This window comes from Actinomycetes bacterium, assembly GCA_035489715.1.
In the GTDB taxonomy this organism is placed as follows: domain Bacteria; phylum Actinomycetota; class Actinomycetes; order JACCUZ01; family JACCUZ01; genus DATHAP01.
Map to the genome: position 1 here is coordinate 13,071 of DATHAP010000007.1, position 25,813 is coordinate 38,883.

At 72.0% G+C, this 25,813-nt stretch carries 28 protein-coding genes and 1 pseudogene; 21 read left to right on the forward strand and 8 right to left on the reverse strand.

The features are described 5' to 3' along the window. Window position 1 precedes the first annotated feature (1 nt). Together VK640_00590 and arc are read left to right on the forward strand one after the other, a co-directional pair. A complete protein-coding gene (locus VK640_00590; protein ID HTE71685.1) occupies window positions 2–892 on the forward strand; it encodes a tRNA (adenine-N1)-methyltransferase in 891 nt (296 codons plus the stop codon). A 229-nt stretch (window positions 893–1,121) separates the two neighbouring features. Then, window positions 1,122–2,819, forward strand: coding sequence for a proteasome ATPase (arc, locus tag VK640_00595; GenBank protein HTE71686.1), 1,698 nt, complete (start codon window positions 1,122–1,124; stop codon window positions 2,817–2,819). Window positions 2,820–2,831: 12 nt separating this feature from the next. On the opposite strand, the gene VK640_00600 is transcribed toward arc, so the two are convergent. Further along, window positions 2,832–3,350 carry an NUDIX domain-containing protein gene (locus tag VK640_00600; protein ID HTE71687.1) on the reverse strand — a complete coding sequence of 173 codons (519 nt, stop codon included), beginning with the start codon at window positions 3,348–3,350 and terminating at the stop codon, window positions 2,832–2,834. Between the two features lie 40 nt (window positions 3,351–3,390). On the opposite strand from VK640_00600, the gene dop reads away from it, so the two are divergent. Both dop and VK640_00610 read left to right on the forward strand, forming a co-directional pair. Next, window positions 3,391–4,908: a depupylase/deamidase Dop gene (gene dop / locus VK640_00605; protein ID HTE71688.1), complete on the forward strand. Its 1,518-nt coding sequence runs from the start codon at window positions 3,391–3,393 to the stop codon at window positions 4,906–4,908. Next, window positions 4,901–5,569: an amino acid transporter gene (locus VK640_00610; protein HTE71689.1), complete on the forward strand. Its 669-nt coding sequence runs from the start codon at window positions 4,901–4,903 to the stop codon at window positions 5,567–5,569. Before dop ends, VK640_00610 begins: the two co-directional genes overlap by 8 nt. On the opposite strand, the gene VK640_00615 is transcribed toward VK640_00610, so the two are convergent. The 4 genes from VK640_00615 to VK640_00630 are packed head-to-tail and all read right to left on the reverse strand — an operon-like array spanning window position 5,553 to window position 8,135. Beyond that, entirely contained in the window at window positions 5,553–5,750 is a 198-nt protein-coding gene (locus VK640_00615) for a ferredoxin (protein ID HTE71690.1), read from the reverse strand. The genes VK640_00610 and VK640_00615 overlap by 17 nt on opposite strands. Beyond that, a complete protein-coding gene (locus VK640_00620) occupies window positions 5,747–7,012 on the reverse strand; it encodes an NADH-ubiquinone oxidoreductase-F iron-sulfur binding region domain-containing protein (protein ID HTE71691.1) in 1,266 nt (421 codons plus the stop codon). The genes VK640_00615 and VK640_00620 overlap by 4 nt, the downstream gene beginning before the upstream one ends. Continuing rightward, the gene (locus tag VK640_00625; protein HTE71692.1) at window positions 7,012–7,803 is read right to left on the reverse strand and encodes an FAD:protein FMN transferase; all 792 of its coding nucleotides are present in this window, start codon (window positions 7,801–7,803) and stop codon (window positions 7,012–7,014) included. Before VK640_00625 ends, VK640_00620 begins: the two co-directional genes overlap by 1 nt. Beyond that, window positions 7,800–8,135 (reverse strand): hypothetical protein, encoded by a 336-nt coding sequence (locus VK640_00630; protein HTE71693.1) that lies wholly within the window; start codon window positions 8,133–8,135, stop codon window positions 7,800–7,802. The genes VK640_00625 and VK640_00630 overlap by 4 nt, the downstream gene beginning before the upstream one ends. 127 nt (window positions 8,136–8,262) lie before the next feature. On the opposite strand from VK640_00630, the gene VK640_00635 reads away from it, so the two are divergent. From VK640_00635 to VK640_00660, 6 genes are all read left to right on the forward strand, one after another. After that, window positions 8,263–8,472: a ubiquitin-like protein Pup gene (locus VK640_00635; protein HTE71694.1), complete on the forward strand. Its 210-nt coding sequence runs from the start codon at window positions 8,263–8,265 to the stop codon at window positions 8,470–8,472. Window positions 8,473–9,171: 699 nt separating this feature from the next. Further along, window positions 9,172–10,026 carry a proteasome subunit beta gene (prcB, locus tag VK640_00640; protein ID HTE71695.1) on the forward strand — a complete coding sequence of 285 codons (855 nt, stop codon included), beginning with the start codon at window positions 9,172–9,174 and terminating at the stop codon, window positions 10,024–10,026. Between the two features lie 67 nt (window positions 10,027–10,093). Next, complete coding sequence (gene prcA / locus VK640_00645) at window positions 10,094–10,912, forward strand: proteasome subunit alpha (protein HTE71696.1); 819 nt, start codon at window positions 10,094–10,096, stop codon at window positions 10,910–10,912. Beyond that, window positions 10,909–11,490, forward strand: coding sequence for an NUDIX hydrolase (locus tag VK640_00650; GenBank protein ID HTE71697.1), 582 nt, complete (start codon window positions 10,909–10,911; stop codon window positions 11,488–11,490). The genes prcA and VK640_00650 overlap by 4 nt, the downstream gene beginning before the upstream one ends. A 117-nt stretch (window positions 11,491–11,607) precedes the next feature. Then, the gene (locus VK640_00655; protein ID HTE71698.1) at window positions 11,608–12,012 is read left to right on the forward strand and encodes a ChaB family protein; all 405 of its coding nucleotides are present in this window, start codon (window positions 11,608–11,610) and stop codon (window positions 12,010–12,012) included. A gap of 197 nt (window positions 12,013–12,209) precedes the next feature. Beyond that, complete coding sequence (locus VK640_00660; protein HTE71699.1) at window positions 12,210–14,459, forward strand: DUF1906 domain-containing protein; 2,250 nt, start codon at window positions 12,210–12,212, stop codon at window positions 14,457–14,459. A 9-nt stretch (window positions 14,460–14,468) separates the two neighbouring features. Here VK640_00660 and VK640_00665 read toward each other — a convergent pair whose 3' ends face one another. Both VK640_00665 and VK640_00670 read right to left on the reverse strand, forming a co-directional pair. Then, the gene (locus VK640_00665; GenBank protein ID HTE71700.1) at window positions 14,469–14,651 is read right to left on the reverse strand and encodes a hypothetical protein; all 183 of its coding nucleotides are present in this window, start codon (window positions 14,649–14,651) and stop codon (window positions 14,469–14,471) included. After that, window positions 14,648–15,172, reverse strand: a complete 525-nt coding sequence (locus tag VK640_00670) for a DUF5709 domain-containing protein (GenBank protein HTE71701.1) — start codon at window positions 15,170–15,172, stop codon at window positions 14,648–14,650. The genes VK640_00665 and VK640_00670 overlap by 4 nt, the downstream gene beginning before the upstream one ends. 51 nt (window positions 15,173–15,223) lie before the next feature. Here VK640_00670 and pafA point away from each other — a divergent pair, with 51 nt between their 5' ends. The 10 genes and pseudogenes from pafA (at window position 15,224) to VK640_00720 (ending at window position 22,939) form a co-directional block, all read left to right on the forward strand. Further along, window positions 15,224–16,585 (forward strand): Pup--protein ligase, encoded by a 1,362-nt coding sequence (pafA, locus tag VK640_00675; GenBank protein ID HTE71702.1) that lies wholly within the window; start codon window positions 15,224–15,226, stop codon window positions 16,583–16,585. Window positions 16,586–16,700: 115 nt separating this feature from the next. After that, window positions 16,701–17,633, forward strand: a complete 933-nt coding sequence (locus VK640_00680; GenBank protein ID HTE71703.1) for an FKBP-type peptidyl-prolyl cis-trans isomerase — start codon at window positions 16,701–16,703, stop codon at window positions 17,631–17,633. Beyond that, window positions 17,630–18,001, forward strand: a complete 372-nt coding sequence (locus VK640_00685; GenBank protein HTE71704.1) for an FKBP-type peptidyl-prolyl cis-trans isomerase — start codon at window positions 17,630–17,632, stop codon at window positions 17,999–18,001. The genes VK640_00680 and VK640_00685 overlap by 4 nt, the downstream gene beginning before the upstream one ends. 63 nt (window positions 18,002–18,064) lie before the next feature. After that, window positions 18,065–19,063 (forward strand): YafY family protein, encoded by a 999-nt coding sequence (locus tag VK640_00690; protein HTE71705.1) that lies wholly within the window; start codon window positions 18,065–18,067, stop codon window positions 19,061–19,063. Beyond that, window positions 19,060–20,013, forward strand: a complete 954-nt coding sequence (locus VK640_00695) for a WYL domain-containing protein (GenBank protein HTE71706.1) — start codon at window positions 19,060–19,062, stop codon at window positions 20,011–20,013. Before VK640_00690 ends, VK640_00695 begins: the two co-directional genes overlap by 4 nt. Window positions 20,014–20,117: 104 nt before the next feature. After that, window positions 20,118–20,450 (forward strand): hypothetical protein, encoded by a 333-nt coding sequence (locus VK640_00700; protein ID HTE71707.1) that lies wholly within the window; start codon window positions 20,118–20,120, stop codon window positions 20,448–20,450. Window positions 20,451–20,474: 24 nt separating this feature from the next. Continuing rightward, a complete protein-coding gene (locus tag VK640_00705; protein HTE71708.1) occupies window positions 20,475–20,705 on the forward strand; it encodes a hypothetical protein in 231 nt (76 codons plus the stop codon). A gap of 7 nt (window positions 20,706–20,712) precedes the next feature. Continuing rightward, a pseudogene (gene tatA / locus VK640_00710) lies at window positions 20,713–20,964 on the forward strand (Sec-independent protein translocase subunit TatA). A gap of 78 nt (window positions 20,965–21,042) precedes the next feature. Continuing rightward, a complete protein-coding gene (tatC, locus tag VK640_00715; protein ID HTE71709.1) occupies window positions 21,043–22,005 on the forward strand; it encodes a twin-arginine translocase subunit TatC in 963 nt (320 codons plus the stop codon). A gap of 40 nt (window positions 22,006–22,045) precedes the next feature. Beyond that, window positions 22,046–22,939: a diacylglycerol kinase gene (locus VK640_00720; protein HTE71710.1), complete on the forward strand. Its 894-nt coding sequence runs from the start codon at window positions 22,046–22,048 to the stop codon at window positions 22,937–22,939. Window positions 22,940–23,019: 80 nt separating this feature from the next. Here VK640_00720 and VK640_00725 read toward each other — a convergent pair whose 3' ends face one another. Then, the gene (locus VK640_00725; protein HTE71711.1) at window positions 23,020–24,003 is read right to left on the reverse strand and encodes a type IV toxin-antitoxin system AbiEi family antitoxin domain-containing protein; all 984 of its coding nucleotides are present in this window, start codon (window positions 24,001–24,003) and stop codon (window positions 23,020–23,022) included. A 245-nt stretch (window positions 24,004–24,248) separates the two neighbouring features. Here VK640_00725 and VK640_00730 point away from each other — a divergent pair. Next, a partial coding sequence (locus VK640_00730; GenBank protein HTE71712.1) for a DEAD/DEAH box helicase occupies window positions 24,249–25,813 on the forward strand: 1,565 nt, incomplete at its 3' end.

The following is a 25,813-nucleotide window of genomic DNA, read 5'->3' on the forward strand; positions in this document are numbered from 1 at the left end:
CGTGCCCGACGCCGACCTGCCCACCGGTGCCGCGCGCCGCCGCGGACCGCTCGCCGTGGGCGACCGCGTCCAGCTCACCGACCCCAAGGGGCGGATGCACACCATCACGCTGACGGCAGGCAAGGACTTCTTCACGCACAAGGGCTCGATCGCGCACGACGCGCTGATCGGCGGCCCCGAAGGCACGACCGTCACGACCTCCGGCGGGGTCAGCTACCTCGCGCTTCGGCCGCTGCTCGCCGACTACGTGCTGTCGATGCCGCGCGGTGCGGCCGTCGTCTACCCCAAGGACGCCGGCCAGGTCGTGCACATGGCCGACATCTTCCCGGGCGCGCACGTCGTCGAGGCAGGCGTCGGGTCCGGTGCCCTGACCATGTCGCTGCTCCGCGGGGTCGGCGACCACGGTCGCGTGTCGTCGTACGAACGACGACAGGACTTCGCCGACATCGCCCGCGACAACGTCGAGTCCTTCTTCGGCGGCCCGCACCCGGCCTGGCGGCTCACCGTCGGTGACCTGGCCACGACCCTCGACGAGCGCGACGTGGACCGGGTGGTCCTCGACATGCTGGCGCCCTGGGACTGCCTGGACGCGGTGTCGGGCGCCCTGGTCCCCGGCGGCGTGCTGATCTGCTACGTCGCGACGGCCACGCAGCTCTCCCGCACCGCCGAGGCGATGCGCGAGCACGGCACCTTCACCGAGCCCAGTGCCTGGGAGTCCCTGGTGCGCGGATGGCACCTCGAGGGGCTGGCCGTGCGGCCCGAGCACCGGATGGTCGGCCACACCGGGTTCCTCCTCACGACCCGCCGGCTGGCCGAGGGCGTCGCCCCGCCGCTGCGGCGCCGGAGACCGGCGAAGGGGGCGTACGGGGAGAACGCGGTCGAGTCGGGCTGAGCCGGCTCCGGGAGCCGGTCGGATATTGATCGGGGGACACGCCCAGGTGCAGGTCCGCTCCGGACCTGCCGAAGGTAGGTTGGTCAGCGAACGGCTCCCGCCAGTCAGTGGACCGGGAGTGCCCCGAAGGGGAGGTGACGCCGTGTCCGCAACGGACCGACCGACCGACGACGGCAAGCGCCGCTCGTCCCGGGCCGACGGCGGTGCCGTCGGTGCCGCCGATGCCCAGCTGCAGGCCCTCCAGGACGAGGTCGAGGCCCTGCGCCGCAGGCTCACCGACTCGCCGCGCCACCTGCGCGCCCTGGAGGAGCGGGTCACCGACCTGCAGACCAACCTCGCGGCGGTGACGACGCAGAACGAGCGGCTGGTGAGCACCCTCAAGGAGGCGCGCGACCAGATCGTGACGCTGAAGGAGGAGGTCGACCGGCTGGCTCAGCCGCCCGCCGGCTTCGGCGTCTTCCTGCAGCACAACGACGACGACACGGTCGACATCTTCACCGGCGGCCGAAAGCTGCGCGTCGCCGTCAGCCCCGGCGTCGAGCTCGAGGGCATGGTCCGCGGCCAGGAGGTCATGCTCAACGAGGCGATGAACGTCGTCGCAGCGCTCGCGTTCGAGCGTGTCGGCGAGGTCGTCATGCTCAAGGAGGTGCTCGCTGACGGCGAGCGCGCCCTGGTGGTCGGCCACACCGACGACGAGAAGGTCGTCCGTCTCGCCGAGCCGCTGCTCGACGGCGAGCACCTGCGGGTGGGGGAGTCGCTGCTGCTCGAGCCGCGGTCGGGCTACGTCTACGAGCGGGTGCCCAAGTCCGAGGTCGAGGAGCTCGTCCTCGAAGAGGTCCCCGACATCGACTACACGCTGATCGGCGGCCTGGCCGCCCAGATCGAGCAGATCCGCGACGCCGTCGAGCTGCCCTACCTGCACCCCGACCTGTTCACCGAGCACCAGCTGCGCCCGCCGAAGGGCGTGCTGCTCTACGGCCCGCCCGGCTGCGGCAAGACGCTGATCGCCAAGGCGGTCGCCAACTCGCTGGCCAAGAAGGTCGCCGAGGTGACCGGCAAGCCCGAGGGCCGCTCCTTCTTCCTGAACATCAAAGGCCCCGAGCTGCTCAACAAGTACGTCGGCGAGACCGAGCGGCACATCCGGCTGGTCTTCTCGCGAGCTCGTGAGAAAGCATCCGAAGGCACGCCGGTCATCGTCTTCTTCGACGAGATGGACTCGCTGTTCCGCACCCGCGGGTCCGGCGTCTCCTCCGACGTCGAGAACACGATCGTGCCGCAGCTGCTGTCGGAGATCGACGGCGTCGAGGGGCTCGAGAACGTCCTCGTCATCGGTGCGTCCAACCGTGAGGACATGATCGACCCGGCCATCCTGCGACCCGGCCGCCTCGACGTGAAGATCAAGATCGAGCGCCCCGACGCCGAGTCGGCGCGCGACATCTTCTCGAAGTACATCAAGGCCGAGCTGCCGCTGCACGAGGAGGACCTGCGCGAGAACGGCAACAACCGCGAGGCCACCGTGTCGGCGATGATCCAGCGCACGGTCGAGCGGATGTACTCCGAGCTCGAGGAGAACCGCTTCCTCGAGGTCACCTACGCCAACGGTGACAAGGAGGTCCTCTACTTCAAGGACTTCAACTCCGGCGCGATGATCCAGAACATCGTCGACCGGGCCAAGAAGATGGCCATCAAGGACTTCCTCGAGCTGGGCCAGAAGGGCCTGCGGATCTCCCACCTGCTCGCCGCCTGCGTCGACGAGTTCAAGGAGAACGAGGACCTGCCCAACACGACGAACCCGGACGACTGGGCGCGCATCTCCGGCAAGAAGGGCGAGCGCATCGTCTACATCCGCACGCTGATCCAGGGCAAGCAGGGCACCGAGGCCGGCCGGTCGATCGACACCGTCGCCAACACCGGCCAGTACCTGTAGGTCCCGGACCCGTCAGACCAGACGGCCGGACGCGAGCAGGGCCTCGACCAGCTCGCGGCCGTCCGGCACGAACGGCCAGGTCGGGTCGGACAGACGCGCCTGCAGCTCGGCGAGGGTCATCCAGGTGCCCCAGGCCACCTCCTCGGCCTGGTGGACGACCTCGCCGTCGTACGTCGCCAGGTAGCTGTGCCAGACGTGCCGCGTCGACCCGTCCTCGTACCACCCCGTCGCGACGGCCTCGAGGACCACGTCGTGGGCACCGAGCTCCTCGGCGACCTCCCGTGCGGCGGCGTCGGCGGGCTCCTCGCCGGCCTGCACCCCGCCGGCGGCGAAGCAGTCGTGCAGACCGGGGAAGACGTCCTTGGTGTCCGTCCGCCGGTGCACGTAGACCCGCCCGGCGGAGTCCCGCAGCATGACCGCGACGACCGCGTGGGGCAGGTTGTCCCGTCGCACGACCGAGCGCCGAGCCGACCCGACGACCCGCCCGTCGCGGTCGACGACCGCCAGCTGCTCCTCGCCGTCCGCCGTCACGTCGGCCGATCCTGCCACCCTCGCGCGTAGGCTCTGCGACATGAGCGTCTGGCGCGTCATGGGCACCGAGACCGAGTACGGGATCATCGTGCCCGGCAACCCCGGTGCCAACGCGATGCTGATCTCCAGCCAGGTCGTCAACGCCTACGCCCAGCAGCCACCCTCCGGTCGCAACCGCCGCACCCGCTGGGACTTCGAGGAGGAGAGCCCGCTGCGCGACGCGCGCGGCTTCGACCTGGCGCGGGAGGCGGCCGACGCGTCGCAGCTGACCGACGAGGACGTCGGCCTGGCCAACATCATCCTGACCAACGGCGCGCGCTTCTACGTCGACCACGCGCACCCGGAGTACAGCTCTCCCGAGACGACCAACCCGCGCGACGCGCTCATCTGGGACCGGGCCGGAGAGCGGATCATGGCCGAGGCCAGCCGGCGCGCGGCGCAGATCCCCAACACGCCGCCGATCAACCTCTACAAGAACAACACCGACAACAAGGGTGCGTCCTACGGCACCCACGAGAACTACCTGATGCGGCGAGAGACGCCCTTCGCCGACATCGTGAAGCACCTGACGCCGTTCTTCGTCTCGCGGCAGGTCGTCTGCGGGTCGGGCCGGGTGGGCATCGGCCAGGACGGCCGCGGGCACGGCTTCCAGATCTCGCAGCGCGCCGACTACTTCGAGGTCGAGGTCGGCCTCGAGACGACGCTGAAGCGGCCGATCATCAACACCCGCGACGAGCCGCACGCGGTGGCCGAGAAGTACCGCCGGCTGCACGTCATCATCGGCGACGCCAACCTCGCGGAGGTCTCGGCCTACCTCAAGCTCGGCACCACGTCGTTGGTCCTCGCGATGATCGAGGACGGCTTCCTCTCGGTCGACCTCACCGTGGACCGGCCGGTGACCACGCTGCACGCGGTCTCGCACGACCCGTCGCTGCGCCACCTCGTCACGCTGCGCACCGGCCGCACCCTGACGGCCGTGCAGCTTCAGATGGAGTACGCCGAGCAGGCCCGCAAGTACGTCGAGGACCGCTACGGCTCCGACGCCGACCCGGTCACCACCGACGTCCTGGACCGCTGGGAGTCGGTGCTCACCCGGCTCGAGACCGACCCCATGTCGCTGGCCCACGAGCTGGACTGGGTGGCCAAGATGGCGATCCTCGAGGGCTACCGGGCCCGCGACGGGCTCGACTGGAGCTCTTCGCGGCTCGAGGCCATCGACCTCCAGTACTCCGACGTCCGCCCCGAGAAGGGGCTGTTCAACAAGCTGTCGGCCAACGGCCGGTTCACCCGGGTGGTCTCCGACGAGGAGATCGACCGGGCGATCACCGAGCCGCCGACGGACACTCGGGCGTACTTCCGCGGCCGGTGCCTCGCCAAGTACCCCGACGAGGTGGCCGCCGCGTCCTGGGACTCCGTCATCTTCGACCTGCCGGGGCGCGACTCGCTGCAGCGGGTGCCGACCCTGGAGCCGCTGCGCGGCACGAAGGAGCACGTCGGCGACCTGCTCGACCGCAGCGCGACCGCTGACGACTTGGTGCGGGCCATCACGGGTGGCTGACGACGGGGAGCAGCTCCCGCGGCTGCCCACGGTGCACCCGGACGTCAGCGAGTGGGACTTCCCGCGCTGGTTCGGCCCGTCGACGCCGTTGCGCCCGGCAGCGGTGGCCCGGCTCTTCGAGGGCACCGGGGTGACCTGGTGGGTCGTCGGGGGATGGTCCCTCGAGGCCGACCCCGCGCGCCCGCGCCGCCACCACGACGACATCGACGTCGCGGTCCGCCGCGATCAGGCCGACGCCGTCCGGGAGGCGCTGACCGGGTTCCACCTGTGGCAGACCTATCCGGGACTTCGACCGGTCTATCCGGGCGAGCCGCTGCCGGAGGGGCTCGACCAGATGTGGGTCCGCCGGGACGCCTTCTCGCCCTGGCTGATGGACCTGCTCCTCTCCCCGGTGGACGGCCCCGACTGGGTCTACAAGAAGGACCACCGGGTCCGCCTGCCGCTCACCGAGGTGGTGCGGACCGGCCCTGACGGCCTGCCCTACCAGGCGCCGCAGGTGGGGCTGCTGTTCAAGGCGAAGCACGCGCGGGTGAAGGACGTGGGCGATCTCGACGACTGCTGGCCGAGGCTGGACGAGCCGGACCGCCGGTGGTTCCTCGAGACGCTCGCCCTCACCGACCCCGGCCACCCGTGGCTGGACCGGGTCAGCGTCCGCGGGTGAGCCGCAGGGCGACCGCCGGGCAGGCGTCCCGGGCCTGGGCGGCCCGCCGGACCTGGCCGGACGGCAGGTCGTCGACCACCGGGTAGCCCCACTCGTCGAGCGTGACCGCCTCGGGCAGCAGCTCCGCGCACAGGCCGCGGGCCTGGCACCGGGCCCAGTCGACCACCAGTCTCGCGCTCATCGCCACGACTCCGCTCCGGCGACCGCCGTGTGCGCCGGCAACGGCGCGACCGGCGAGCAGTCCAGGTCCCGGCACCGCCCGGCGCGCAGGTGCTGCTCCACGTGCGCCCGGAACACGTCCAGCGTCGACCGCACCAGCCGGACGGCGCCGTCGGGGTGGTGGCAGGCTCCCCGGCCGGCGACCAGCGAGGCCCGCCGGTCCAGCCGCGACAGCGCCGACCCGTCACCGGTCACCATGGCCGTGAGGTCGGCCGCCATGGCGGGCAGCCCGTTCAGGCACGGGCCGCACTGCCCGGCCGACTCCGCGGCCAGCCAGCCGACCAGCCGCTCGGCCTCCGCGAGCGCGCACCGGTCGGCCGGCAGCGCCAGCAGGAGCCCGGTGCCGAGGTCGGCACCGCGGGCCGCCAACGAGGCCCGGGCCAGTGTCGCGGTGCGGGCGGCGTCCCAGGAGAGCCAGCTGCCGCCGTACCCCCCGACGAGCAGGGCGGCCACCGGCGTGCGGAGGCCGCCGCAGGCCTCGAGCGCCTCGACGAGGGGCGCCCCGAGCGGTACCTCGACCACACCCGGCCGCACCACGCCACCGCGCACCGTCGCCAGCATCGTCCCCGGCTCGTCCGGCGGGCCGACGGAGCGGAACCAGGCCGCCCCGTGCCTGGCGACCAGTCCCGCGTGCGCGAAGGTCTCCGCGTTGGCGAGCAGCGTGGGCCGCCCCCGCACGCCGCGTTCGGCGGTGCGGTACGCCGTCGCGCTCGGCATGGCCGGGCCACCCGACAGGTGCCGGACGATCGCCGACGCCTCCCCGGAGACGTAGCGGTCCGGGCCGGCCACGACCTCGACCCGGACGGTGTCCAGCCCGACCGACAGCCGCTCGAACGCAGCGGTCTCGACGGCTTGCTCGGCCCCCTGGCCGCCACGGTGCACCCAGACGACGACCTCGCGGGCGCCCACGGCCCGGGCGCAGGCCGCCGCGCCGTCGAGCACGAGGTGCGGCGCCCTGGTCACCAGGCTGGCGTCCTTGACCGCGGCCGGCTCGCTCTCGGCGGCGTTCACCACGACCACCGGCCGGCCCCGGAGCCGGGACTGGCTCTGGACGGTGCGCATCTTGCCGGCGAGGGGATAGCCGGCGCCGCCGCGCCCGGTGAGCCCGCTGGTCTCGACCTCGTCGACCAGTCCGCGACCGGTCCTCGGCAGGGCACCGTGGACGGCCAGGTGCTCGGCGAGGGTCAACGGCCGGTCCGGCCGGGTCCCGGCGATGAGCCTCATCACAGGGCTCCCGTGCTGCCCAGCCAGGTGCCGAGGAGCACCGGCAGGGCGACCGCGACCAGCCGGGCGACGACGCCCGGTGCGTGGGTCGAGGAGGTGTGCCGCTCGGTCCCGTCCAGGGTCCACCGGCGGGCCAGCGTCGACGAGGTGGCGAGCCCGCCGTCGTACGTCCGGAGGCTCTCAGCCGTGACCTGCTCCGGTGTCTCGGCGAGGAGGACGTCCCAGCCGATCCCGCCCACGGCGGCCAGGTCGCCGCCGACGGAGACGAGCGCCGGGCCACCGGTCGCCCTCCGCACGGCGGCCGCAGCCCGGTCCGCGGTGAGTGCCTTGGCGGTCGCTCCGAGGTCGATCGAGACGCCCCGTGGCACGGTCAGCCGACAGCCGTCCAGCCGCACGTCGCGCCAGGCCGGGCGCGTGCCCGGCCGGGTGCCGCGTCCCCCGCCGGCTCCGACCGGCCGGCGCGACGTACGCCGCAGCTCGTCGATGTCGCGGTCGTAGCCGAGAGCGACCAGGTCGCCTCGGACCGTCGGGTCGACCAGGCCGTCGGTGAGCCGCGCCGCGTCGAGGGCGGTCCGCACCGCGCCGGCGAGCAGGGCCGACACCCGGTGGGCCCGCCCAGGAGCGCGGTTGACGGCCGACAGCTCGGAGTCGGGGCGGAAGCGGCTGGCGGCGGCGTCCATCGCGGCCATCTCGCCCGCGACGACGCGCCGGGCCGTGGCCAGGTGCGACTCGTCGGGCACGGCGAGCGAGACGGTGCAGGACCAGTCGTTCCAGGTCGTCACGGCCGTCATGAGCCGCTCGTCCTCGGGACGCCGGCGCGCTTGGTCCTGGTGGTCCGCTCCCGCGGCGCCCGGTCCGGGCTCTGGAGCGCGAGGCTGCCCTGCTCCTCCGGGATCGTCGCGGACGTCGGGTCGTCCGCGGGCGCGACCGCGGGAGCCGCGGGGGAGACGCTGGTGGCCGGGGCCGGGCTCGCACCCGGTGGCTCCAGGAGGAAGGCAGCCAGGCCGAGCGTCGCTGCCACCGTCCCGGTCGTCGCCGCGACGCCCACGGCGGCGACCGCCCGCGACGCCCGGTCACGGCGGCGCGCCGCCTGGACCCGGTCGTCGGAAGTCCACTGCTGCATGCCGTCCACGCTCGACCAGGCCGGCCTAACGTGTCGTTAGCGAGCGCCTAAGTCGGCACTTCCGTCCAGACCGACGACTAAGGTCGGGACCGAGCGGATCACCACCGGCGAAGGAGCTGGACGCAAGATGGCGAGCAAGGACACCGGCGGCCAGAAGCGAGCGAGCAAGACCAGCGAGGAGGTCGACGAGGTCGAGGCCGAGGCCGCGTCCGACGTCGCCGACCGCAAGGACAAGCTCGACCAGGACATCGACGCGATGCTGGACGACATCGATGACGTCCTCGAGGAGAATTCCGAGGATTTCGTCCGGAGCTTCATTCAAAAAGGAGGTCAGTGATTTAGTGGAGAATGTGGGACGGGGGAGGCAAGACCTGTTGACGTTGCTGGCGTCAGCTCCCGCTCTCTGCCTTCAGTAAGCGATCAGCCTCCCGCGACGGGCTGCAGACCTACTGTCGCGAGTGCTCCGCGGCCTGGGCCTGTGAGCACCGTCCCCACAAGCTGGAGCCGTTGCCGCAGGTTCCGGAGGGTATGAAGTGGTGCCGGAGCTGTGAGCGAGCACTCTGGGTCGATGCGTTCGCGGTCCATCGAGGTAGACCGGACGGGCGCCAGTCGTACTGCCGCGAGTGCGGCCATGATCGCTACCGGGTTGGCCGCGAGTCCAAAGGCGCGCTGGTACGTCCCAACGTCGTGCCTGAAGGTCACAAGTTCTGTCGGTCGTGTCCGACGGTCAAGCCGCTGTCGGACTGGGCTGACGACGCGGTCCACGTCGACCACGAGCATGCGACCGGCGCCGTGCGAGGCATGCTCTGCTTCCGCTGATACGCCGCGCTGGGCCAGTTCGACGAGGATGCAGAGACCCTTGTCCGGGCGACCCGTTGCCTCCTGGCGGCCGTGCACCAGCGCATCCCGGCAGACGTCCTGTTCCTCGACGCGCTGGTGGCGATCGACCGGCACGGTCCGGCGTCCTGACGGACCGCCGGGCAGTAGGGTCGATCCGACCGGCTCGCCGTTGTCCGACCGAGGAGAGAGAGCACTGGTGACGCAGCACACCGGCCCAGGACGGTTGCCCGCCGCATACCTCACGCCGGGCTCCGCCTCCTTCGCCGAATTCCTCGGCGAGCACGCCCCGGAGCTCCTCCCGGGCCGGCGCACCCCACCGGTCACGGCCCTGACGACCGAGGCGCCGCACGGAACGACGATCGTCGCCCTCACGTTCCCCGGCGGCGTCGTCATGGCCGGCGACCGCCGGGCGACGATGGGCAACTACATCGCACAGCGCGACATCGAGAAGGTCTTCCACGCCGACGAGTACTCCTGCGTCGGCATCGCCGGCGCCGCCGGGATCGCCATCGAGATGGTCCGGCTCTTCCAGGTCGAGCTCGAGCACTACGAGAAGATCGAGGGCGCGACGCTCTCGCTCGAGGGCAAGGCCAACCGGCTCGCGCTGATGATCCGCGGCAACCTCGGCATGGCGATGCAGGGCATGGCGGTGGTGCCGCTGTTCGCCGGCTACGACCTCGACGCGACCGACCTCGCGCTAGCGGGCCGTCTCTTCTCGTACGACGTCACGGGCGGTCGCTACGAGGAGCAGAAGTTCCACTCGGTCGGGTCCGGATCGCTGTTCGCCCGCGGCGCGCTGAAGAAGCTGTGGCGTGACGACTTCTCGGCCGACGACGCCGCGCTGTGCGCCGTGCAGTCGCTTTACGACGCTGCCGACGAGGACTCCGCCACCGGTGGCCCGGACCTTACGCGGCGCATCTTCCCGGTCGTGTCCACGGTCACCTCCGACGGCTACCGGCGCCTCTCCGACGACGAGGTCGGTGCCGTCGTCGACTCGGTCGTTGCCGCGCGGATGGAGAGCCCCGGCGGACCGCAGGCACCGCTGCGATGACCCACCGACCCGCCGGCCCGCCGTCCCCGAGAGCACGGGTGGCCCCGACGACACAGGAGCAGCCCTCGTGACCATGCCGTTCGGCTACGTCTCGCCCGAGCAGGTGATGAAGGACCGCGCCGACTACGCCCGCAAGGGCATCGCGCGGGGCCGCAGCGTGGTCGTCATCGCCTATGACGGCGGCATCCTGTTCGTCGCCGAGAACCTCTCGCGGGCGCTGCACAAGGTCTCGGAGATCTACGACCGCATCGCGTTCGCCGCGGTCGGCAAGTACAACGAGTTCGAGAACCTGCGGATGGCCGGCGTCCGCTACGCCGACCTGCGCGGCTACTCCTACGACCGGCAGGACGTCACGGGCCGTGGTCTGGCCAACGTGTTCGCGCAGACCCTCGGCACGATCTTCACCGTCGAGTCCAAGCCCTACGAGGTCGAGATCGTCATCGCCGAGGTCGGCGAGACCGCTGACGACGACCAGATCTACCGGCTCACCTACGACGGGAGCGTGGCCGACGAGCACGGGTTCGTCGCCATGGGTGGCTCCGGCGAGGCGATCACCACGTCGCTGCAGGAGCGCTACCGCGACGGCATGCCGTTGCAGGAGGCCCTGACCACCGCCGTCGAGCTGCTGGGCCGCGACCCGGCGACGGGGGAGCAGCGGTCCCTGACCGCGACCCAGCTCGAGGTGGCGGTGCTCGAGCGTGGACGCCCGCGGCGCAAGTTCCGCCGGCTGTCGGCGGCCACCCTGGCCGGCCTGCTCGGGCAGCCGCTCGAGAGCCTGGGCCAGCCGCCTCGCCCTGACGAGCGGGAGAGCGCGCCGCCGACGACGCTCGCCGGTGGCTCGCACGAGCCTCCCGGCCCCGACAGCGGGTCGTCGGAAGGCGAGTGACCGCCGAACCGTCCGATCCACGGGTCGCGCAGCCCTGGGAGCTCCTGTCCCAGCGGCCGCGGACCGACGGCTGGGTGCCTGTCGTCACGCGCACCTACCGGATGCCCGACGGGTCGGTGTCCGACTGGGACGTCCACGACCCACCCTTCCGGACGGTCGCGGTCCTCGCCCTGACTGACGCCGACGACGCCGACGACGCCGACGTCAAGGTCGTGCTCGTGCGCCAGTTCCGCCCGGGGCCCGGCGAGGTGCTCTGGGAGCTGCCCGGGGGCATCGTCGACGACGGCGAGGGGCTCGAGGAGGCGGCGGCGCGCGAGCTGCTCGAGGAGACCGGCTACCGGGCGGGCCGGGTCGAGGTCGTCGGTGGCTCGTGGGCGTTCGGTGCATCGACCTGGCGGCGTACCGTCGCCGTCGCCCGCGGCTGCACCTTCGTCGCCGAGCCGACGTCGTGGGGCGGCGACGAGTACTGCGAGCCGCGCCTGGTCACGCTGTCCGAGCTGCGGGCGGTCGCCCGCGACGGGCGCAGCAGCGACGTCGACCTGGTCTACCTCGCGCTGGACGCCATCGGGCTGCTGTGAGTCGTCAGGGCCATCACCTTGACCGACCCGGTTCAAGCGCTAGGACTTGACCGCTCGCCTCCCGGGCCGCGTTAGCCGGCCGTACGTCGGGGCACTGCTTCAGGCGAGGTGATGAGGATGCCCGCGAAGAAGGACCTGCCCTCGACCGTGGCCCGCAGCGGCCGCAAGGCACAGGAGACCTGGGGCAAGACCCACGACTCCGCCGTGGAGCAGTACGGCGAAGGCGAGCGCTCGCACCGCACCGCGTTCTCGGCGCTCAAGCACACCCACGAGAAGGTCGGCGACCACTGGGAGCAGAAGGACGAGAAGGGGCCGTCGGACGCCCAGGCGGCGCGCAAAGGAGCGTCCGCTCGCAGCGGGGCGCCGACCGCCGGCGGGGTCGACGCCACCGCGTCGAAGGCCCACCTGATGGACGTCGCCCGGCGCCTGGACGTGCCCGGCCGGTCCTCGATGACCAAGGACGAGCTGGTCCGGGCGATCCAGCGGGCCAACAACCGCGAGACCAGCCGCGCGCGCAGCTGAGGCAGCCCCTGCCATAGCCGGCCCGGCCCCCGTCCCCTGGGGCGCGGGAGACGCTGGCGGCGCCCTGAGCCGGATAACTTCACCCTAGGCTTGGCCGCACCGGTGCAGCACCGTGCACCGGTCGCACGCCTCCTCGGGGAGTCTTCTTGCACCGCATCGTCGCCCGTCCCGCCCGACGAGCCTCACTGGTCACCGGGGTGGCAGCCGCCCTGACCGCCGTCGCGGTCGGCGTCACCGGCCTGCCGCCGGCAGTCGCCGCCCCGTCCGCGGGCGCGACGTCGACCGCGACCTCGACCGCGCTGAGCGGACCGACGCGCACCGTGTCGTACCGCGACGCGAGCGTGACGGTCCCGGCCGACTGGCCGGTGAAGGAGATGGCCGGCCGGCCCGGTTGCGTGCGGATGGACCGGCAGGCGGTCTATGTCGGCGACCCGAGCCGGGTGACCTGCCCGGCCGACCTCGTGGGCCGGGTGCCGGCCGTCCACCTGACCACCCGGGCCGCTCAGGGCGTCACGTCCCCCGACCGGGTCGCTCTCTCCGACGACTCCCCGGTCGCGGTCGTGGTGAGTGCCGGCGACGACGAGGTGCTCGCCCAGGCGATCGCCGGCTCCGTGACCTACGACGGCGGCCAGGCCGAGGTGGTCGAGCCCGACTCGGCCACGGACGCCCGCACGCTCGCCGGCTGGTCCGCCACGAGCAGCACCACCTCGGCCGGCCGCACACTCTCGGACACCACCTTCACCGGCCAGGGCTTCGACGCCTGCACCGCGCGCTCCCTCACCGAGCTCGCGACGTGGTTCACCTACTCGCCCTACAAGGCCGTGAACATGTACATCGGCGGCATCAGCCGGGGTTGCTCACAGCCCAACCTCAGCGCCTCGTGGGTGAGCGGCGCCGTCGCTCAGGGGTGGGTGCTGATTCCGACGTACGTCGGCCTGCAGGCGCCGTGCACGAACTACACGAACCGGATCGACACCGCGACCGCGGCCGCGCAGGGCATCGCCGCGGCGGACGACGCCGTCGCCCAGCTCAACGCGCTCGGCCTCGGTGTCGGCAACCCGGTGTGGTTCGACATGGAGGCCTTCTCCTACAGCAACACGACGTGCCGCCAGGCGGTGCTCGACTTCCTCGACTCGTGGAGTGCGCAGCTGCGCTACCGCGGCTACGTCCCGGGCGTCTACGGCAGCGCCAGCTCGACGATCCGCGCCATCGTGTCGCAGGTGTCCACGCCCGGCTTCGACCTCCCGGACCAGCTGTGGATCGCCCGCTGGTGCAGCCAGCCGTACCAGCCGACCTGCTACAACGGGACGAACGACCCCGAGGTCCCGGACACCCTGTGGGCCGACCACCAGCGGATCCGCCAGTACCTCGGCGGGCACCAGGAGACCTGGGGCGGGGTCACCATCAACATCGACAGCAACACGGTCGACGCCTCGCTCGCCCCCGGCACCCTCGCGGCCGACGGGTCGTTCGTCTCGGTCAGTGGCCGGCCGGAGCTCTACCGGATGGCCGGGGGGGCGCCGATCCTCGTGACGTCCTGGGAGTCGGTCGGCGTCGCCCCACAGGCCGTCACGACGCTCTCGCAGAGCCAGTTCGACTCCCTGGGGGCCCAGCCGCGGACCGGCACCTTCCTCGTCGGGGGCGCCACGAACCGCACCTACCGGGTCAGCAAGGGCATCGCGTCGTACGTCCCGTCCTGGGACCCCTACGGCGGGCCGCAGCCGACGGTGACCGTCGACCAGGCAGCGCTCGACAACGCCGGGACCGGCGGCGCGTGGAACCACCTGCTCAGCGGCAAGCCGACCGTGCGGCGCACCGGGCCGAGCACCTACGGCACGACGGCCGGCCGGGTGCGCTTCACCTACGCGGGCGGGATCAGCTCGAGCGCGGTCAAGAACTACGACGCCCGCTGGCGGCGGGCCCGCTGGGACGGCTCGTTCGGCGACTGGATCCGGCCGGACGGCTGGCAGGCCACCACCGCGACCGGAGTGACCAAGGGCCTGTCCGGCGGCTGGACCTACTGCGTCCAGGTGCGCTCCCGCAACCGGGCCGGTCAGCTGTCCGCCTGGACCGGCGGTCGCTGCCTGGCTCGCGCGCTCGACGATCGTCGGCTGACCCCGTCGACCGGCTGGGCGTCGAGGACGAGCGCGGCGTGGTACCAGGACACGATCCGCAGCACCAAGCGCAAGGGCGCCACCCTGACGCGCACCGGCGTCCGGGTGCGTGGGGTCGGTGTCGTCGCGACCACCTGCCCGACGTGCGGCAAGGTGGCCGTGCTGGTCGACGGCCGACGCATCGGGACGGTCGACCTGCGGTCGTCGGCCTACCACCGCTCTCAGGTGCGGATGCTGCCTGCGGTCAAGCGCGAGAGAGGGACGGTCACCCTGAAGGTGCGCTCCAGCGGACGGCTCGTGCAGGTCGACGGCCTGGTGCTCAGCCGGTCGTAGCGCCGGCCGTCAGGCCGGACCGTGCGGTTCGCGGTCGCCCTCGGCCGACCCGCCGGGCTGCTGGCGCGCACCCGCGGCGGCGTCACCGCCCGTCTCGTCGTCGGCCTGGCCCTCGGCCGCGTACGTCGCCATGGCGTCCCGCACGTCGGGCCGCTCCTCGTCCGGCGTGCCGCCGGTCGGCTGCTCGGTCACCGTGCCTCCTCGATGTGCACCGCTGCCTCCTCGGCGGACAGGTCTCCGCCGTCCACCCCCACGTCGTCGGCGACGACGTCCTTCTCGGTGTCGGTGTGGGCGCCTTCGTCCGGCTCGACCAGCCGGCCGGCCGGCTCGCGCGGGTCGCCAAGCTCGCCGGCAGGGCCGTCGCCGTAGGCGTCGTCCAGGACGGCCTCGTCGGTCTCGGTCGCGTCGGCCGCGTCCTGGGCGAACGTCTCCGGGTGGTCGGCCACCACGTCGTCGACCGGGTCGTGCGCGCCGACGTCGGGCACCTCCTCGGCGAGCCGGTCGTCCAGCGACTCGCCCTCCGCGGCCTCGGCGTGCGTGGTGCCGTGCTTCTCTGCACCGAGCGGCCGGTCGCTCGCCTCGACACCACGGTCCATCGGCGGCGCCTCGGGGTCGACGTCCCGCAGGGTCTCCGGCGTCTCGACCAGCCGGTCGGCGTCGGTGTCGTGCGGGAGGTCCTGCCCGGGCTCCGGGTACGGCGCGCTGTCAGTCATGACTGCGTGCATCTCCGCCATCCGACCCGGCAAACGCGTACGGTGAGCCGCATGGACCGCCGGATCTTCGGGCTGGAGAACGAGTACGGCGTCACCTGCACCTTCCGGGGCCAGCGGCGGCTCTCGCCGGACGAGGTGGCCCGCTACCTGTTCCGCCGGGTCGTGTCCTGGGGCCGGAGCAGCAACGTCTTCCTGCGCAACGGGGCCCGGCTCTACCTCGATGTGGGCAGCCACCCGGAGTACGCCACGCCGGAGTGCGACGACGTACGACAGCTCGTCGTCCACGACAAGGCGGGGGAGCGGATCCTCGAGGGGCTGCTCGTCGACGCCGAGCGGCGCCTGCGCGAGGAGGGCATCGCCGGCGACGTCTACCTCTTCAAGAACAACACCGACTCGGCGGGCAACTCCTACGGCTGTCACGAGAACTACCTGGTCGGCCGGCACGGTGAGTTCACCCGGCTGGCCGACGTGCTCATCCCGTTCCTCGTCAGCCGGCAGATCATCTGCGGCGCCGGCAAGGTGCTGCAGACCCCCCGCGGAGCCGTCTACTGCGTCAGTCAGCGGGCCGAGCACATCTGGGAGGGTGTCTCGTCGGCGACCACGCGGTCGCGGCCGATCATCAACACCCGCGACGAGCCGCACGCCGACGCGGAGCGCTACCGGCGGCTGCACGTCATCGTCGGCGACTCGAACATGAGCGAGACCACGACGATGCTCAAGCTCGGCGCCACCGACCTGGTGCTGCGGATGATCGAGGCCAACGTCGTCATGCGCGACCTGACCCTGGAGAACCCGATCCGGGCGATCCGTGAGATAAGTCACGACGTGACCGGCCGGCGGACCGTCCGGCTCGCCAACGGTCGCGAGGCGAGCGCGCTGGAGATCCAGGCCGAGTACCTCACCAAGGCGCGTGACTTCGCCGCCCGCCGCGGCATCGACGAGGGCCTGGTCAAGCAGGTGCTCGACCTGTGGGAGCGCACGCTGGCGGCGGTCGAGAGCGACAACCTCGACGCGGTGGCCACCGAGATCGACTGGGTGATGAAGCGCAAGCTGATCGACCGCTACAGCGCCAAGCACGACCTGCCGCTGTCGTCGTCACGGGTCGCTCAGCTCGACCTCGCCTACCACGACATCTCACGCGAGCGCGGCCTCTTCTACCTGCTGCAACGACGGGGTGCTGCCGACCGGGTCGCGTCGGACATCGAGATCTTCCAGGCCAAGTCGGTCCCGCCGCAGACCACGCGGGCCCGGCTGCGCGGCGAGTTCATCCGCCGCGCGCAGGAGCGGCGGCGTGACTTCACCGTCGACTGGGTGCACCTCAAGCTCAACGACCAGGCACAGCGCACCGTGCTGTGCAAGGACCCCTTCCGATCGGTCGACGAGCGGGTCGAGAAGCTCATCGCATCCATGTGAGCCGCGGCCTGAACCCCTGGCTCCTGTGACCGAGGTGTGACCTCGCACCCAGGAACCTCACAGGTGGCCGGGTTACCCTGGACGGACCCCAACCCCCCTTTTTCGAGGTATCTCCGTGCGCCGACCTGCCCTCCTGACCGCCGTCGCCCTGCTGGGGGGGCTGCTGACCGCCTGCGGCGGCGGCAGCTCGGCCGACACCAGCGGCCTGCCCGAGGTCTCCGGCGGTGCGTACGGTGACAAGCCGAAGATCACCATCCCCGAGGGGGAGGACCCACCCGAGAAGCTCGAGACCGAGGTGCTCGAGGAGGGCGACGGCCCGGTGGTCGAGAAGGGCGACCTGATCGTCGCCGACTACCTCGGCGCGACCTGGCGCAACGGCAAGACGTTCGACAACTCCTACGACCGGGGCAACCCGGCGGCGTTCACCCTGACCGACGGCCAGGGCGGCGTGATCTCCGGCTGGGTCAAGGGGCTGACCGGCACCAAGGCCGGTAGCCGGGTGCTGATGGTCGTGCCGCCCGAGGACGGCTACGGAAAGCAGGGCAACCCGCAGGCAGGCATCAAGGGCACCGACACCCTGGTGTTCGTCGTCGACGTGATCGCCAGCTACCACAGCGACACCGAGCTGCCGGAACGCGCCGCCGTCGCCGACCTGCCGGACGGCATCCCGACCGTCAGTGGCGAGCAGAGCCCGACCGTCAGCATCCCGAAGGGCACCGAGCCGCCGAAGGAGCCCGAGACGACCGTCCTCGCAAAGGGCACCGGCGACAAGGTGGTCAAGGACGAGCTCGCGATCGTGCAGTTCACTGCGGTGGACTGGACCGGCAAGCCGCTGAGCAGCTCGTGGGAGCGCGGACCGCAGGGCTTCCCGATCGGGGTCAAGGGTCAGCCGAGCCCGTTCGACCTGCTCGAGGGCGTGCCGATCGGCAGCCGGGTGCTGCTGCAGCTGCCCGCGCCGGCCGACGAGGACGCGAGCACGTCCAGCGTCGCCGTCGTCATCGACGTGCTGGGCCAGCACGGCTCGGCCAAGACGGAGGCCAACGGATGACGGACAAGCCCGAGATCGACTTCCCGGAGGGCCCGCCGCCGACCGACCTCGAGATCCACGACCTGACGGAGGGCGAGGGCGCCGAGGCGGCCGCCGGCAGCACGGCGGTCGTCCACTACGTCGGAGTCGCGTTCTCGACGGGCGAGGAGTTCGACGCGTCGTGGAACCGCGGCGAGCCGTTCGCCTTCCCCCTCGGCGCGGGTGCGGTCATCGCCGGCTGGGACCGCGGGGTCGTCGGGATGAAGGTCGGCGGCCGCCGCCGGCTGGTCATCCCGCCCGACCTGGCGTACGGCGACCGGGGCGCCGGAGCGGTCATCGCGCCCGGCGAGACCCTGATCTTCGTGGTGGACCTGCTCGACATCCGCTGACGGGCCCACTGTCCGGTGGCGCTGACGGGCACCGGGGCGGGGTCCGGCGGTAGGTTCGACGCCATGTCTGCGCAGAAGACCGAGCGGCTGCTCAACCTGGTCATCTGCCTGCTCTCCACCCGGCAGTTCCTGGCCAAGGACCAGATCCGCCGGTCGGTGCCGCAGTACGCCGAGTGCGCCACCGACGAGGCCTTCGACCGGATGTTCGAGCGCGACAAGGACGAGCTGCGCGACCTCGGTGTCCCCCTCGAGACCGGCGCCAACGACGCCTGGTTCGAGGACGAGGTCGGCTACCGCGTCGACCGGGCGGCCTACACCGGGCCGGAGATCCAGTTCGAGCCCGACGAGCTGGCGGTGCTCGGCCTGGCGTCCCGCGTCTGGCAGCAGGCCAGCCTGGCCGCGCCGGCCTCGCGGGCGCTGCTCAAGCTCAAGGCCGACGGCATCGAGCCCGACGCGTCCAGCATCGTCGGCATCGAGCCCCGGGTCCGCACCAGCGAGCCGGCCTTCGAGCCGGTCTACGCGGCCGTCCGCGACCGGCGGCCCATCACCTTCGCCTACCGCACCTCGGGCTCGGGGGAGCCACGGACCCGCCATCTCGAGCCGTGGGGCATCGTCTCCCGGCACGGTCGCTGGTACGTCGTGGGGCACGACCGCGACCGCGGTGCCACCCGCGTCTTCCGCCTCTCGCGGATCGCCGGTGAGGTGCGGCCCATCGGCTCGCCGGGCGAGGTCACGGTGCCCGCCGGCCTCGACTTCCGCGACGAGGTGGCCGCTCTGGTCCCGCCGCAGCAGACCCGCAGCGCGGTCCTCTGCGCCCGTGCCGGGTCCGGCCTCGCGCTGCGGCGCCGGGCGACCGCCACCCGCGAGGGCGCCGGCCCTGACGGCTGGGACGAGGTGACCGTGCCCTTCGCCGACGCCGACGTCCTCGCCGAGGAGGTGACCGGGTTCGGCCCCGACGTTCGGGTCCTGGATCCGGCGGAGGTCCGCGACGCGGTCGTACGTCGCCTGCGCGGTGTCCTCGCGGTCAACGAGGCGGTCCCGGCCGGGACGGTGGGCCCGTGAGCCCAGGAGCGACCGACCGGCTCTCCCGCCTGCTGGCGATGGTGCCCTACCTGGCCCAGCGCCAGGGCATCCCGCTGGCGGCCGCGGCCACCGAGTTCGGCATCAGCGAGAAGCAGCTGGTCAAGGACCTCGAGCTGCTCTTCGTGTGCGGCACCCCGGGGCACATGCCGGACGACCTGATCGAGGCCGAGTGGGACGACGGGCACGTCTACCTGAACAACGTGGGTGCGATCGCCCGCCCGCTGCGGCTCGGGGTCGACGAGGCGCTGGCCCTGCTGGTCGGCCTGCGCGCCCTCGCCGACGTGCCCGGCTTGCATGACCGCGACGCCCTGGAGCGCGCCCGGGCCAAGCTCGAGGCCGCGGCCGGGGAGCGAGCCGCAGTCAGCGAGCAGGTGGCCGTGCAGGTGACGCAGCGTCCCGGGCCGTTGGCCGACATCCGCGAGTCCCTGGCGCGCAGCCGGCGGGTCCACCTCACCTACTTCGTCCCGGCCCGCGACGAGACCACGGAGCGTGACGTCGACCCGGTGCGGCTGCTCATGGTCGACGGGCTGTGGTACCTCGAGGGCTGGTGCTACCGCGCCGAGGAGGTGCGTCTCTTCCGGGTCGACCGGATCGAGGGCCTGACCGTCCTCGACGTCGCCGCCGAGCCCCGTCGGGTGCCGGTGCGCGACCTGCGCGAGGGCCTCTTCCGGCCGTCCCCCGAGGACACCGTGGTCACCCTGGAGCTCGACCCCGGGGCGCGCTGGGTCGTGGACTACTACCCGGTCGAGGACGTCCAGGAGCTGGCGTCCGGCCAGCTCCTGGTCCGCCTGCGGGCGGCCGACGACCGCTGGCTGCGGACGCTGGTGCTCCGGCTCGGTGGGGAGGCCCGGGTGCTCGACCCGCCCGCTCTCGCCGACGCCGTGCGGGAGCGGGCCGAGGCGGCGCTGGAGGCATACGTTCGGGCCTGAGGCATGGTCCCTACGGACCACATCTCTCAAGCGCCGCCGGATCGCTGCCGAACACCTCTCTGTAGCCCCGAGAAGGGGTTGTCGGAGGAGGGAGGCAGACGGCCATGACGACGATCAAGACCTCGTGCCCGGTCTGCGGTGACGTCGAGCTCACCCCGGCGCAGATGCGCCTGGTGGTCTGCACGCGCCCAGAGTGGTCCTTCTACTCCTTCAGCTGCACCACCTGCCGGGACGAGATCAAGAAGCCGGCCGACACCGAGGTCGTGACGCTGCTCGTCTCCGGAGGCGTGGTCGCCGAGCAGTGGGTCATCCCGGCCGAGGCGCTCGAGGAGCACTCCGGCGGGGTCATCACCTACGACGACGTCCTCGACTTCGCCCTCGGCCTGGACCGGGTGGACCTGCTCGCCGCGATGATCACGCCCCGCGTGGGCGCCTGACCCTCTCCGGCTACCCTCGCACCCGTGCTCTGGGTGCTGGTCTGGGTCGTGCTGGTCCTGGGTGCTGCCCTGCTCTTATTCGTGCTCGGCCGTCGGCTCTGGCGTCAGGCCAAGGCGCTGACCGGCGAGCTGGGCACGGCCACGGAGCGCCTGAGCGAGCTCACCGACCGGCTGGAGGCGCTCGAGAGCGCCCCGGTGGACCGACCCGGGCGACCTGACGGCGTACGATCGCAGGGACCGCGCCGACGACCCTGAGGTGACCATGTTCCGCAATTTCGGCCCTGCCGAGATCATCGTTGTCCTCGTGGTGCTGATCCTGCTCTTCGGCGCCAAGCGACTCCCCGACGCCGCCCGCAGCCTCGGCCGCTCGATGCGCATCTTCAAGTCCGAGGTCAAGGAGATGAAGCACGACGACGACCCGCCGGCCACCTCCGCACCGGCGAGCAGCGCCGCTCCGGAGCGCCCGCGCGAGGTCGAGGGCCGCGTCGTCGACGCGCCCCGTGCCGACGAGACCCGTGCCGACGAGACCCGCGTGACGGCCCCGGAGCCCACCGACCGCGACCGCTGACCGGCGCCGACCACCCCGGCTGCCGTGACGTCCCTCGGTGAGCGACGCGTGCGGCGACGTGACAAGGCCTCCCGCGACTCCCGCGACCCCGAGGGGCGGATGCCCCTGACCGAGCACATCGCGGAGCTGCGGGTCCGGCTCACCCGGTCCGTCCTCGCGATCGTCCTCGCGTCGATCCTCTCGGCCTTCTTCTATGACCAGCTCTTCGATCTCGTCGTCGCGCCGTTCGACACGATCAAGGAGCAGTACGAGCGCGAGGGCGCCACCGTCACCCTGAACTTCGGCAACATCGGCGACCCGTTCACGTTCGCACTCAAGATCTGTGCGATGTCGGGGCTGTTCCTGTCCAGCCCGGTCTGGATGTACAACCTGTGGGGCTTCGTCGCGCCGGGCCTGCACAAGAGGGAGAAGCGCTACGGCATCGCGTTCGTGGCCGTCAGCGTGCCGCTGTTCCTCGGTGGCGCCGTGCTGGCGTACATCTTCCTGCCCAAGGGCTTCGACCTGCTGATCGGCTTCAACCCGGACCCGCAGAGCGTCGCCAACATCATCGGGCTCAACGACTACCTGTCGTTCGTGCTGCGGATGTTCCTGGTGTTCGGCATCGCGTTCGTGCTGCCGGTGTTCCTGGTGGCGCTCAACCTGGCCGGGGTGGTGACCGGGCGCCAGCTGCTCAAGGCGTGGCGTCCGGTGATCCTCGGCGCCTTCCTCTTCGCCGCCATCGCCACGCCGTCCGGCGATCCCTACACGATGACGGCGCTGGCCGTGCCGATGCTGTTCCTCTACTACACCGCTGCGGGGCTGGCGCTGCTCACCGACCGGCGGAGGCGGCGCGCCGGCATCGACGGGCTGGACTACGCGGCCCTGGACGACGACGAGGCGAGTCCGCTGAGGGACCGCCCGACGCCGCTGGACGACCAGCCGACGCCGCTGGACGACCAGCCGACGCCCCTGGACGAGGGGCCGGACGGCCCGGACCAGAACCGCTGACCACGCCTGCGCGGCGCCCGCTGGTCGGTACGCTCCGCGCGTGACGCGCCGCATCGCCGTGCTGGTCAACCCCACGTCCGGCAAAGGGCGCGGTGCGCGGCTGCTGCTGCCGGTCAGCGACCGACTGCGTGCGGCCGGGCTCGACGTCGAGGTGGTCGTGGGGCGCGACGGCGACGAGGCGTTCGACCGGCTGCGCGACCAAGTCGCCCAAGGAGTCGACGGCGTGGTCGCCGTCGGGGGCGACGGGCTGGTCAACATCGCCCTGCAGGTCACCGGCGGCACCGACCTTCCCCTCGGCATCGTCCCGGCCGGCACCGGCAACGACATCGCCCGATCGGTCGGCCTGGTGCCCAAGGACCCGGTCGCCGCGGTCGACCTCGTCGTCGGCGCGCAGACCCGGACGATCGACCTGGGACGCGCCAACGGCCGATGGTTCGCGGGCGTCCTCGGCTCCGGCTTCGACTCGATGGTCAACGAGCGCGCCAACCGGATGTCCTGGCCCAACGGCCGCAGCCGCTACAACCTGGCCATCGTCGCTGAGCTGCGGACGTTCCGACCGGTGCCGTACGTCCTCGAGCTGGACGGCGAACTGCTGGAGTCCGAGGCGATGCTGGTCGCCGTGGGCAACGGGACGTCGTACGGCGGCGGGATGCTGGTCTGTCCGGGCGCCGTCCTCGACGACGGCCTGCTCGACGTGACCCTGCTGGGCCCGATCTCCAAGCCCGAGTTCCTGCGGGTGTTCCCGCGGGTCTACAAGGGCACCCACGTCGAGCACCCGGCCGTGTCGGTGCGCCGCGCCCGCAGCGTCAGCCTGCACGCCGACGGGGTGACCGCCTACGCCGACGGCGAGCGGGTGGCCGTCCTCCCCGTCACCTGCGACGCCGTCCCCGACGCCCTGCACGTCTTCACCCCCGCCCCGCCGCCCCGGGAATGATCACGTTCACGTGATCACTGCACCCGATGCACGGCGTATCGGCCGTGTACCCGGTGGACGAACCGTGCAGAGAGCCCGGCTCAGGAGGCCAGCAGAGGCGCGCCGGTCCGCTCGGCCGCTCGGTCGAAACGAGCCCGCACCTCACGATCGTGACCGTCGAGCTCGTGCCAGACGATGCGGATCATCTCGTTGCCTTCGTCCCGAATCTGGTCCTCGCGACGCTTCTCGTTCCACACCACGGCGCCGAGGTCCACATCTTCGAGGCGGCCGGTCTGCTCGTACAGCTTCCGCCCGTACTTCACTCTGCCGTCGAACTCGACCGCGGTCCTGATCTCGACGACGTACAGATCCGTGATGCCGATCAGCCGGCCGGAAGAGTCGCGGATCTCTTTCTGCAGATCCGGCTGCGGGATGCCGATCCGGGCGAGGAGCACCCGGCTCCGGGACTCACCGACAGTCGCAGCTCGTGGATCCGAGAAGGCGAAGACCCGCGATGCGTGCACGGAGCCCGGCCAGCTGCGCTGACGCTCCAGCAGCTCCGCGCACCTCTCGTCGTCGAAGGCCGGAAGCCGTCGTGCTCCGTCCATGAGAACGACCCCCGCCTCGAACGGGGCCATCCGCGCCGCGTCCAGCGCGGCGAGCTCAGGCACTTGGACGAGCAGTCCGTCGATCTCCACGATGTCGGTGTCGGGGATGTCGTACCGGTGGTGGACGACCCCGGCTTCCCGGCGGGATGCGTGCTGATCCGTCCGCCTGACGTGCACCTCGTCGAAAGCCACTCCCCACAACGGCACCTGGAGCCGGGCCAGCGCAGTATGGCCGACGCAGACCACGGGGCCGTCCAGCGCGGCAACGACGGCATGAACTCTGAGCAGGTAACGACCCGTCGGGCCACGGGAGTCCCACGTCTCCCGTGTCGTGTAGGCACCGCGCCGGACGCGCACCCACTCGCCGGATCTGAGCAGGGTCTCGATCTCGCGGCTGCGGTAGCCCGAGTCGAGCGCCTGGGACCTGAGGAAGATGTTGCCCTGGTTGCTCGCCTCGCGCGCCAGCTCGCCGTCCATGCCTCGAGCCTCGTGGATCTGGACCGTCGGGAACGCTTCTGCCGCCGATCTGTGGAAGGCGGGGGCCTGGGGATACGTCCCGGCGCCGGGCGCAGGCGGCCCTCGGACGCACCGGGACGCGTCTCGTCGGCTCGCTGTGCACGGCTGCTTCACCCCCTGCATGGTCTACCGGCCGTGCACGAGGTGGATCGATCATGTTCACGTGATCATTCGGGGCCGGGCCGGATGGCACGTAGATTGGGTGGGTGACGTCACCGGCGGAGCGCTACGTCGAGGCGCGTCGGCGGCAGACGTTCCAGGACTCGGCGCTGGGCGCGTTCAGCGCGCAGTACCCCTTCGGCCTCGACCCGTTCCAGGTGCGTGCCTGCGCGGCGCTCGAAGCCGGCGACGGCGTGCTCGTGGCGGCGCCGACGGGGGCCGGCAAGACGGTCGTGGGGGAGTTCGCCGTCCACCTGGCGCTCGCCGAGGGCCGCAAGTGCTTCTACACGACGCCGATCAAGGCGCTGTCCAACCAGAAGTACGCCGACCTGGTCCGCCGCCACGGCGCCGCCAACGTCGGGCTGCTCACCGGCGACAACAGCCTCAACGGCGAGGCCCCGGTGGTCGTCATGACGACCGAGGTGCTGCGCAACATGCTCTACGCCGGGTCGTCGACCCTGCGCGGGCTCGGCTACGTGGTGATGGACGAGGTGCACTACCTGTCCGACCGGTTCCGCGGCGCCGTGTGGGAGGAAGTGATCATCCACCTCCCCGAGTCGGTCCGCCTGGTCTCCCTGTCGGCCACCGTCAGCAACGCGGAGGAGTTCGGCGACTGGCTGGTCACCGTCCGCGGGCAGACGGTCGTCATCGTCGAGGAGCACCGGCCGGTGCCGCTCTGGCAGCACGTCATGGTCGGCAACAAGCTCTACGACTTGTTCGTAGGTGACGAGCAGAAGGCGCGGGTCAGCCCCGAGCTGGTCCGGATCTCTCGTGAGCAGCAGCGGTACGTCCGGGCCGGTGACCGGCGTCCGCAGCGAGGCGGGCGGCGCCCGCGATCGGTGTGGACACCGAGCCGGGTCGACGTGGTTCAGCGGCTGGACGCCGAGGGGCTGCTGCCGGCGATCACCTTCATCTTCAGCCGCGCCGGGTGCGACGCCGCGGTGACCCAGTGCCTGCGCTCCGGCCTGCGGCTGCTCGGGCCGGAGGAGCGCGACGAGGTGCGCGCGATCGTGGCCGCCCGGTGCGCCGACATCCCGCCGCAGGACCTGGCCGTGCTGGGCTACGCCGACTGGCTGCACGGGCTCGAGCGCGGGGTCGCCGCCCACCACGCCGGGATGCTCCCGACCTTCAAGGAGGTCGTGGAGGAGCTGTTCGTCCGCGGTCTGGTGAAGGCGGTCTTCGCCACCGAGACGCTGGCGCTGGGCATCAACATGCCGGCGCGGACGGTGGTCCTCGAGCGCCTGGTGAAGTGGAACGGCGAGAGCCACGCCGACGTCACGCCGGGCGAGTACACCCAGCTGACCGGCCGGGCCGGCCGGCGCGGCATCGACGTGGAGGGGCACGCCGTCGTCGTGTGGTCGCCGGGCCTGGAGCCAGAGTCCCTGGCCGGGCTGGCCAGCACCCGTACCTACCCGCTCCGCAGCAGCTTCCGCCCGTCCTACAACATGGCCGTCAACCTGGTGCACCAGTTCGGCCACGACCGGGCCCGCGCGCTCCTGCAGTCGTCGTTCGCGCAGTTCCAGGCCGACCGGGCCGTGGTCGGGCTGGCCCGCCAGGTGCGGCGCAACGAAGAGGCCCTCGACGGCTACCGCGAGGCGATGACTTGCCACCT

What these genes read in the sequence shown, in the direction of transcription:
- VK640_00620 (HTE71691.1), bottom strand. Translation starts at nt 7,012, where the DNA reads ATGAGGCTCATCGCCGGGACCCGGCCGGACCGGCCGTTGACCCTCGCC.
- VK640_00670 (HTE71701.1), bottom strand. Translation starts at nt 15,172, where the DNA reads ATGACTGACAGCGCGCCGTACCCGGAGCCCGGGCAGGACCTCCCGCAC.
- VK640_00655 (HTE71698.1), top strand. Translation starts at nt 11,608, where the DNA reads ATGCCCGCGAAGAAGGACCTGCCCTCGACCGTGGCCCGCAGCGGCCGC.
- VK640_00685 (HTE71704.1), top strand. Translation starts at nt 17,630, where the DNA reads ATGACGGACAAGCCCGAGATCGACTTCCCGGAGGGCCCGCCGCCGACC.
- VK640_00625 (HTE71692.1), bottom strand. Translation starts at nt 7,803, where the DNA reads ATGACGGCCGTGACGACCTGGAACGACTGGTCCTGCACCGTCTCGCTC.
- pafA (HTE71702.1), top strand. Translation starts at nt 15,224, where the DNA reads ATGGACCGCCGGATCTTCGGGCTGGAGAACGAGTACGGCGTCACCTGC.
- VK640_00635 (HTE71694.1), top strand. Translation starts at nt 8,263, where the DNA reads ATGGCGAGCAAGGACACCGGCGGCCAGAAGCGAGCGAGCAAGACCAGC.
- VK640_00615 (HTE71690.1), bottom strand. Translation starts at nt 5,750, where the DNA reads ATGAGCGCGAGACTGGTGGTCGACTGGGCCCGGTGCCAGGCCCGCGGC.
- VK640_00700 (HTE71707.1), top strand. Translation starts at nt 20,118, where the DNA reads ATGACGACGATCAAGACCTCGTGCCCGGTCTGCGGTGACGTCGAGCTC.
- VK640_00630 (HTE71693.1), bottom strand. Translation starts at nt 8,135, where the DNA reads ATGCAGCAGTGGACTTCCGACGACCGGGTCCAGGCGGCGCGCCGCCGT.
- dop (HTE71688.1), top strand. Translation starts at nt 3,391, where the DNA reads ATGAGCGTCTGGCGCGTCATGGGCACCGAGACCGAGTACGGGATCATC.
- VK640_00690 (HTE71705.1), top strand. Translation starts at nt 18,065, where the DNA reads ATGTCTGCGCAGAAGACCGAGCGGCTGCTCAACCTGGTCATCTGCCTG.
- VK640_00725 (HTE71711.1), bottom strand. Translation starts at nt 24,003, where the DNA reads ATGGACGGCGAGCTGGCGCGCGAGGCGAGCAACCAGGGCAACATCTTC.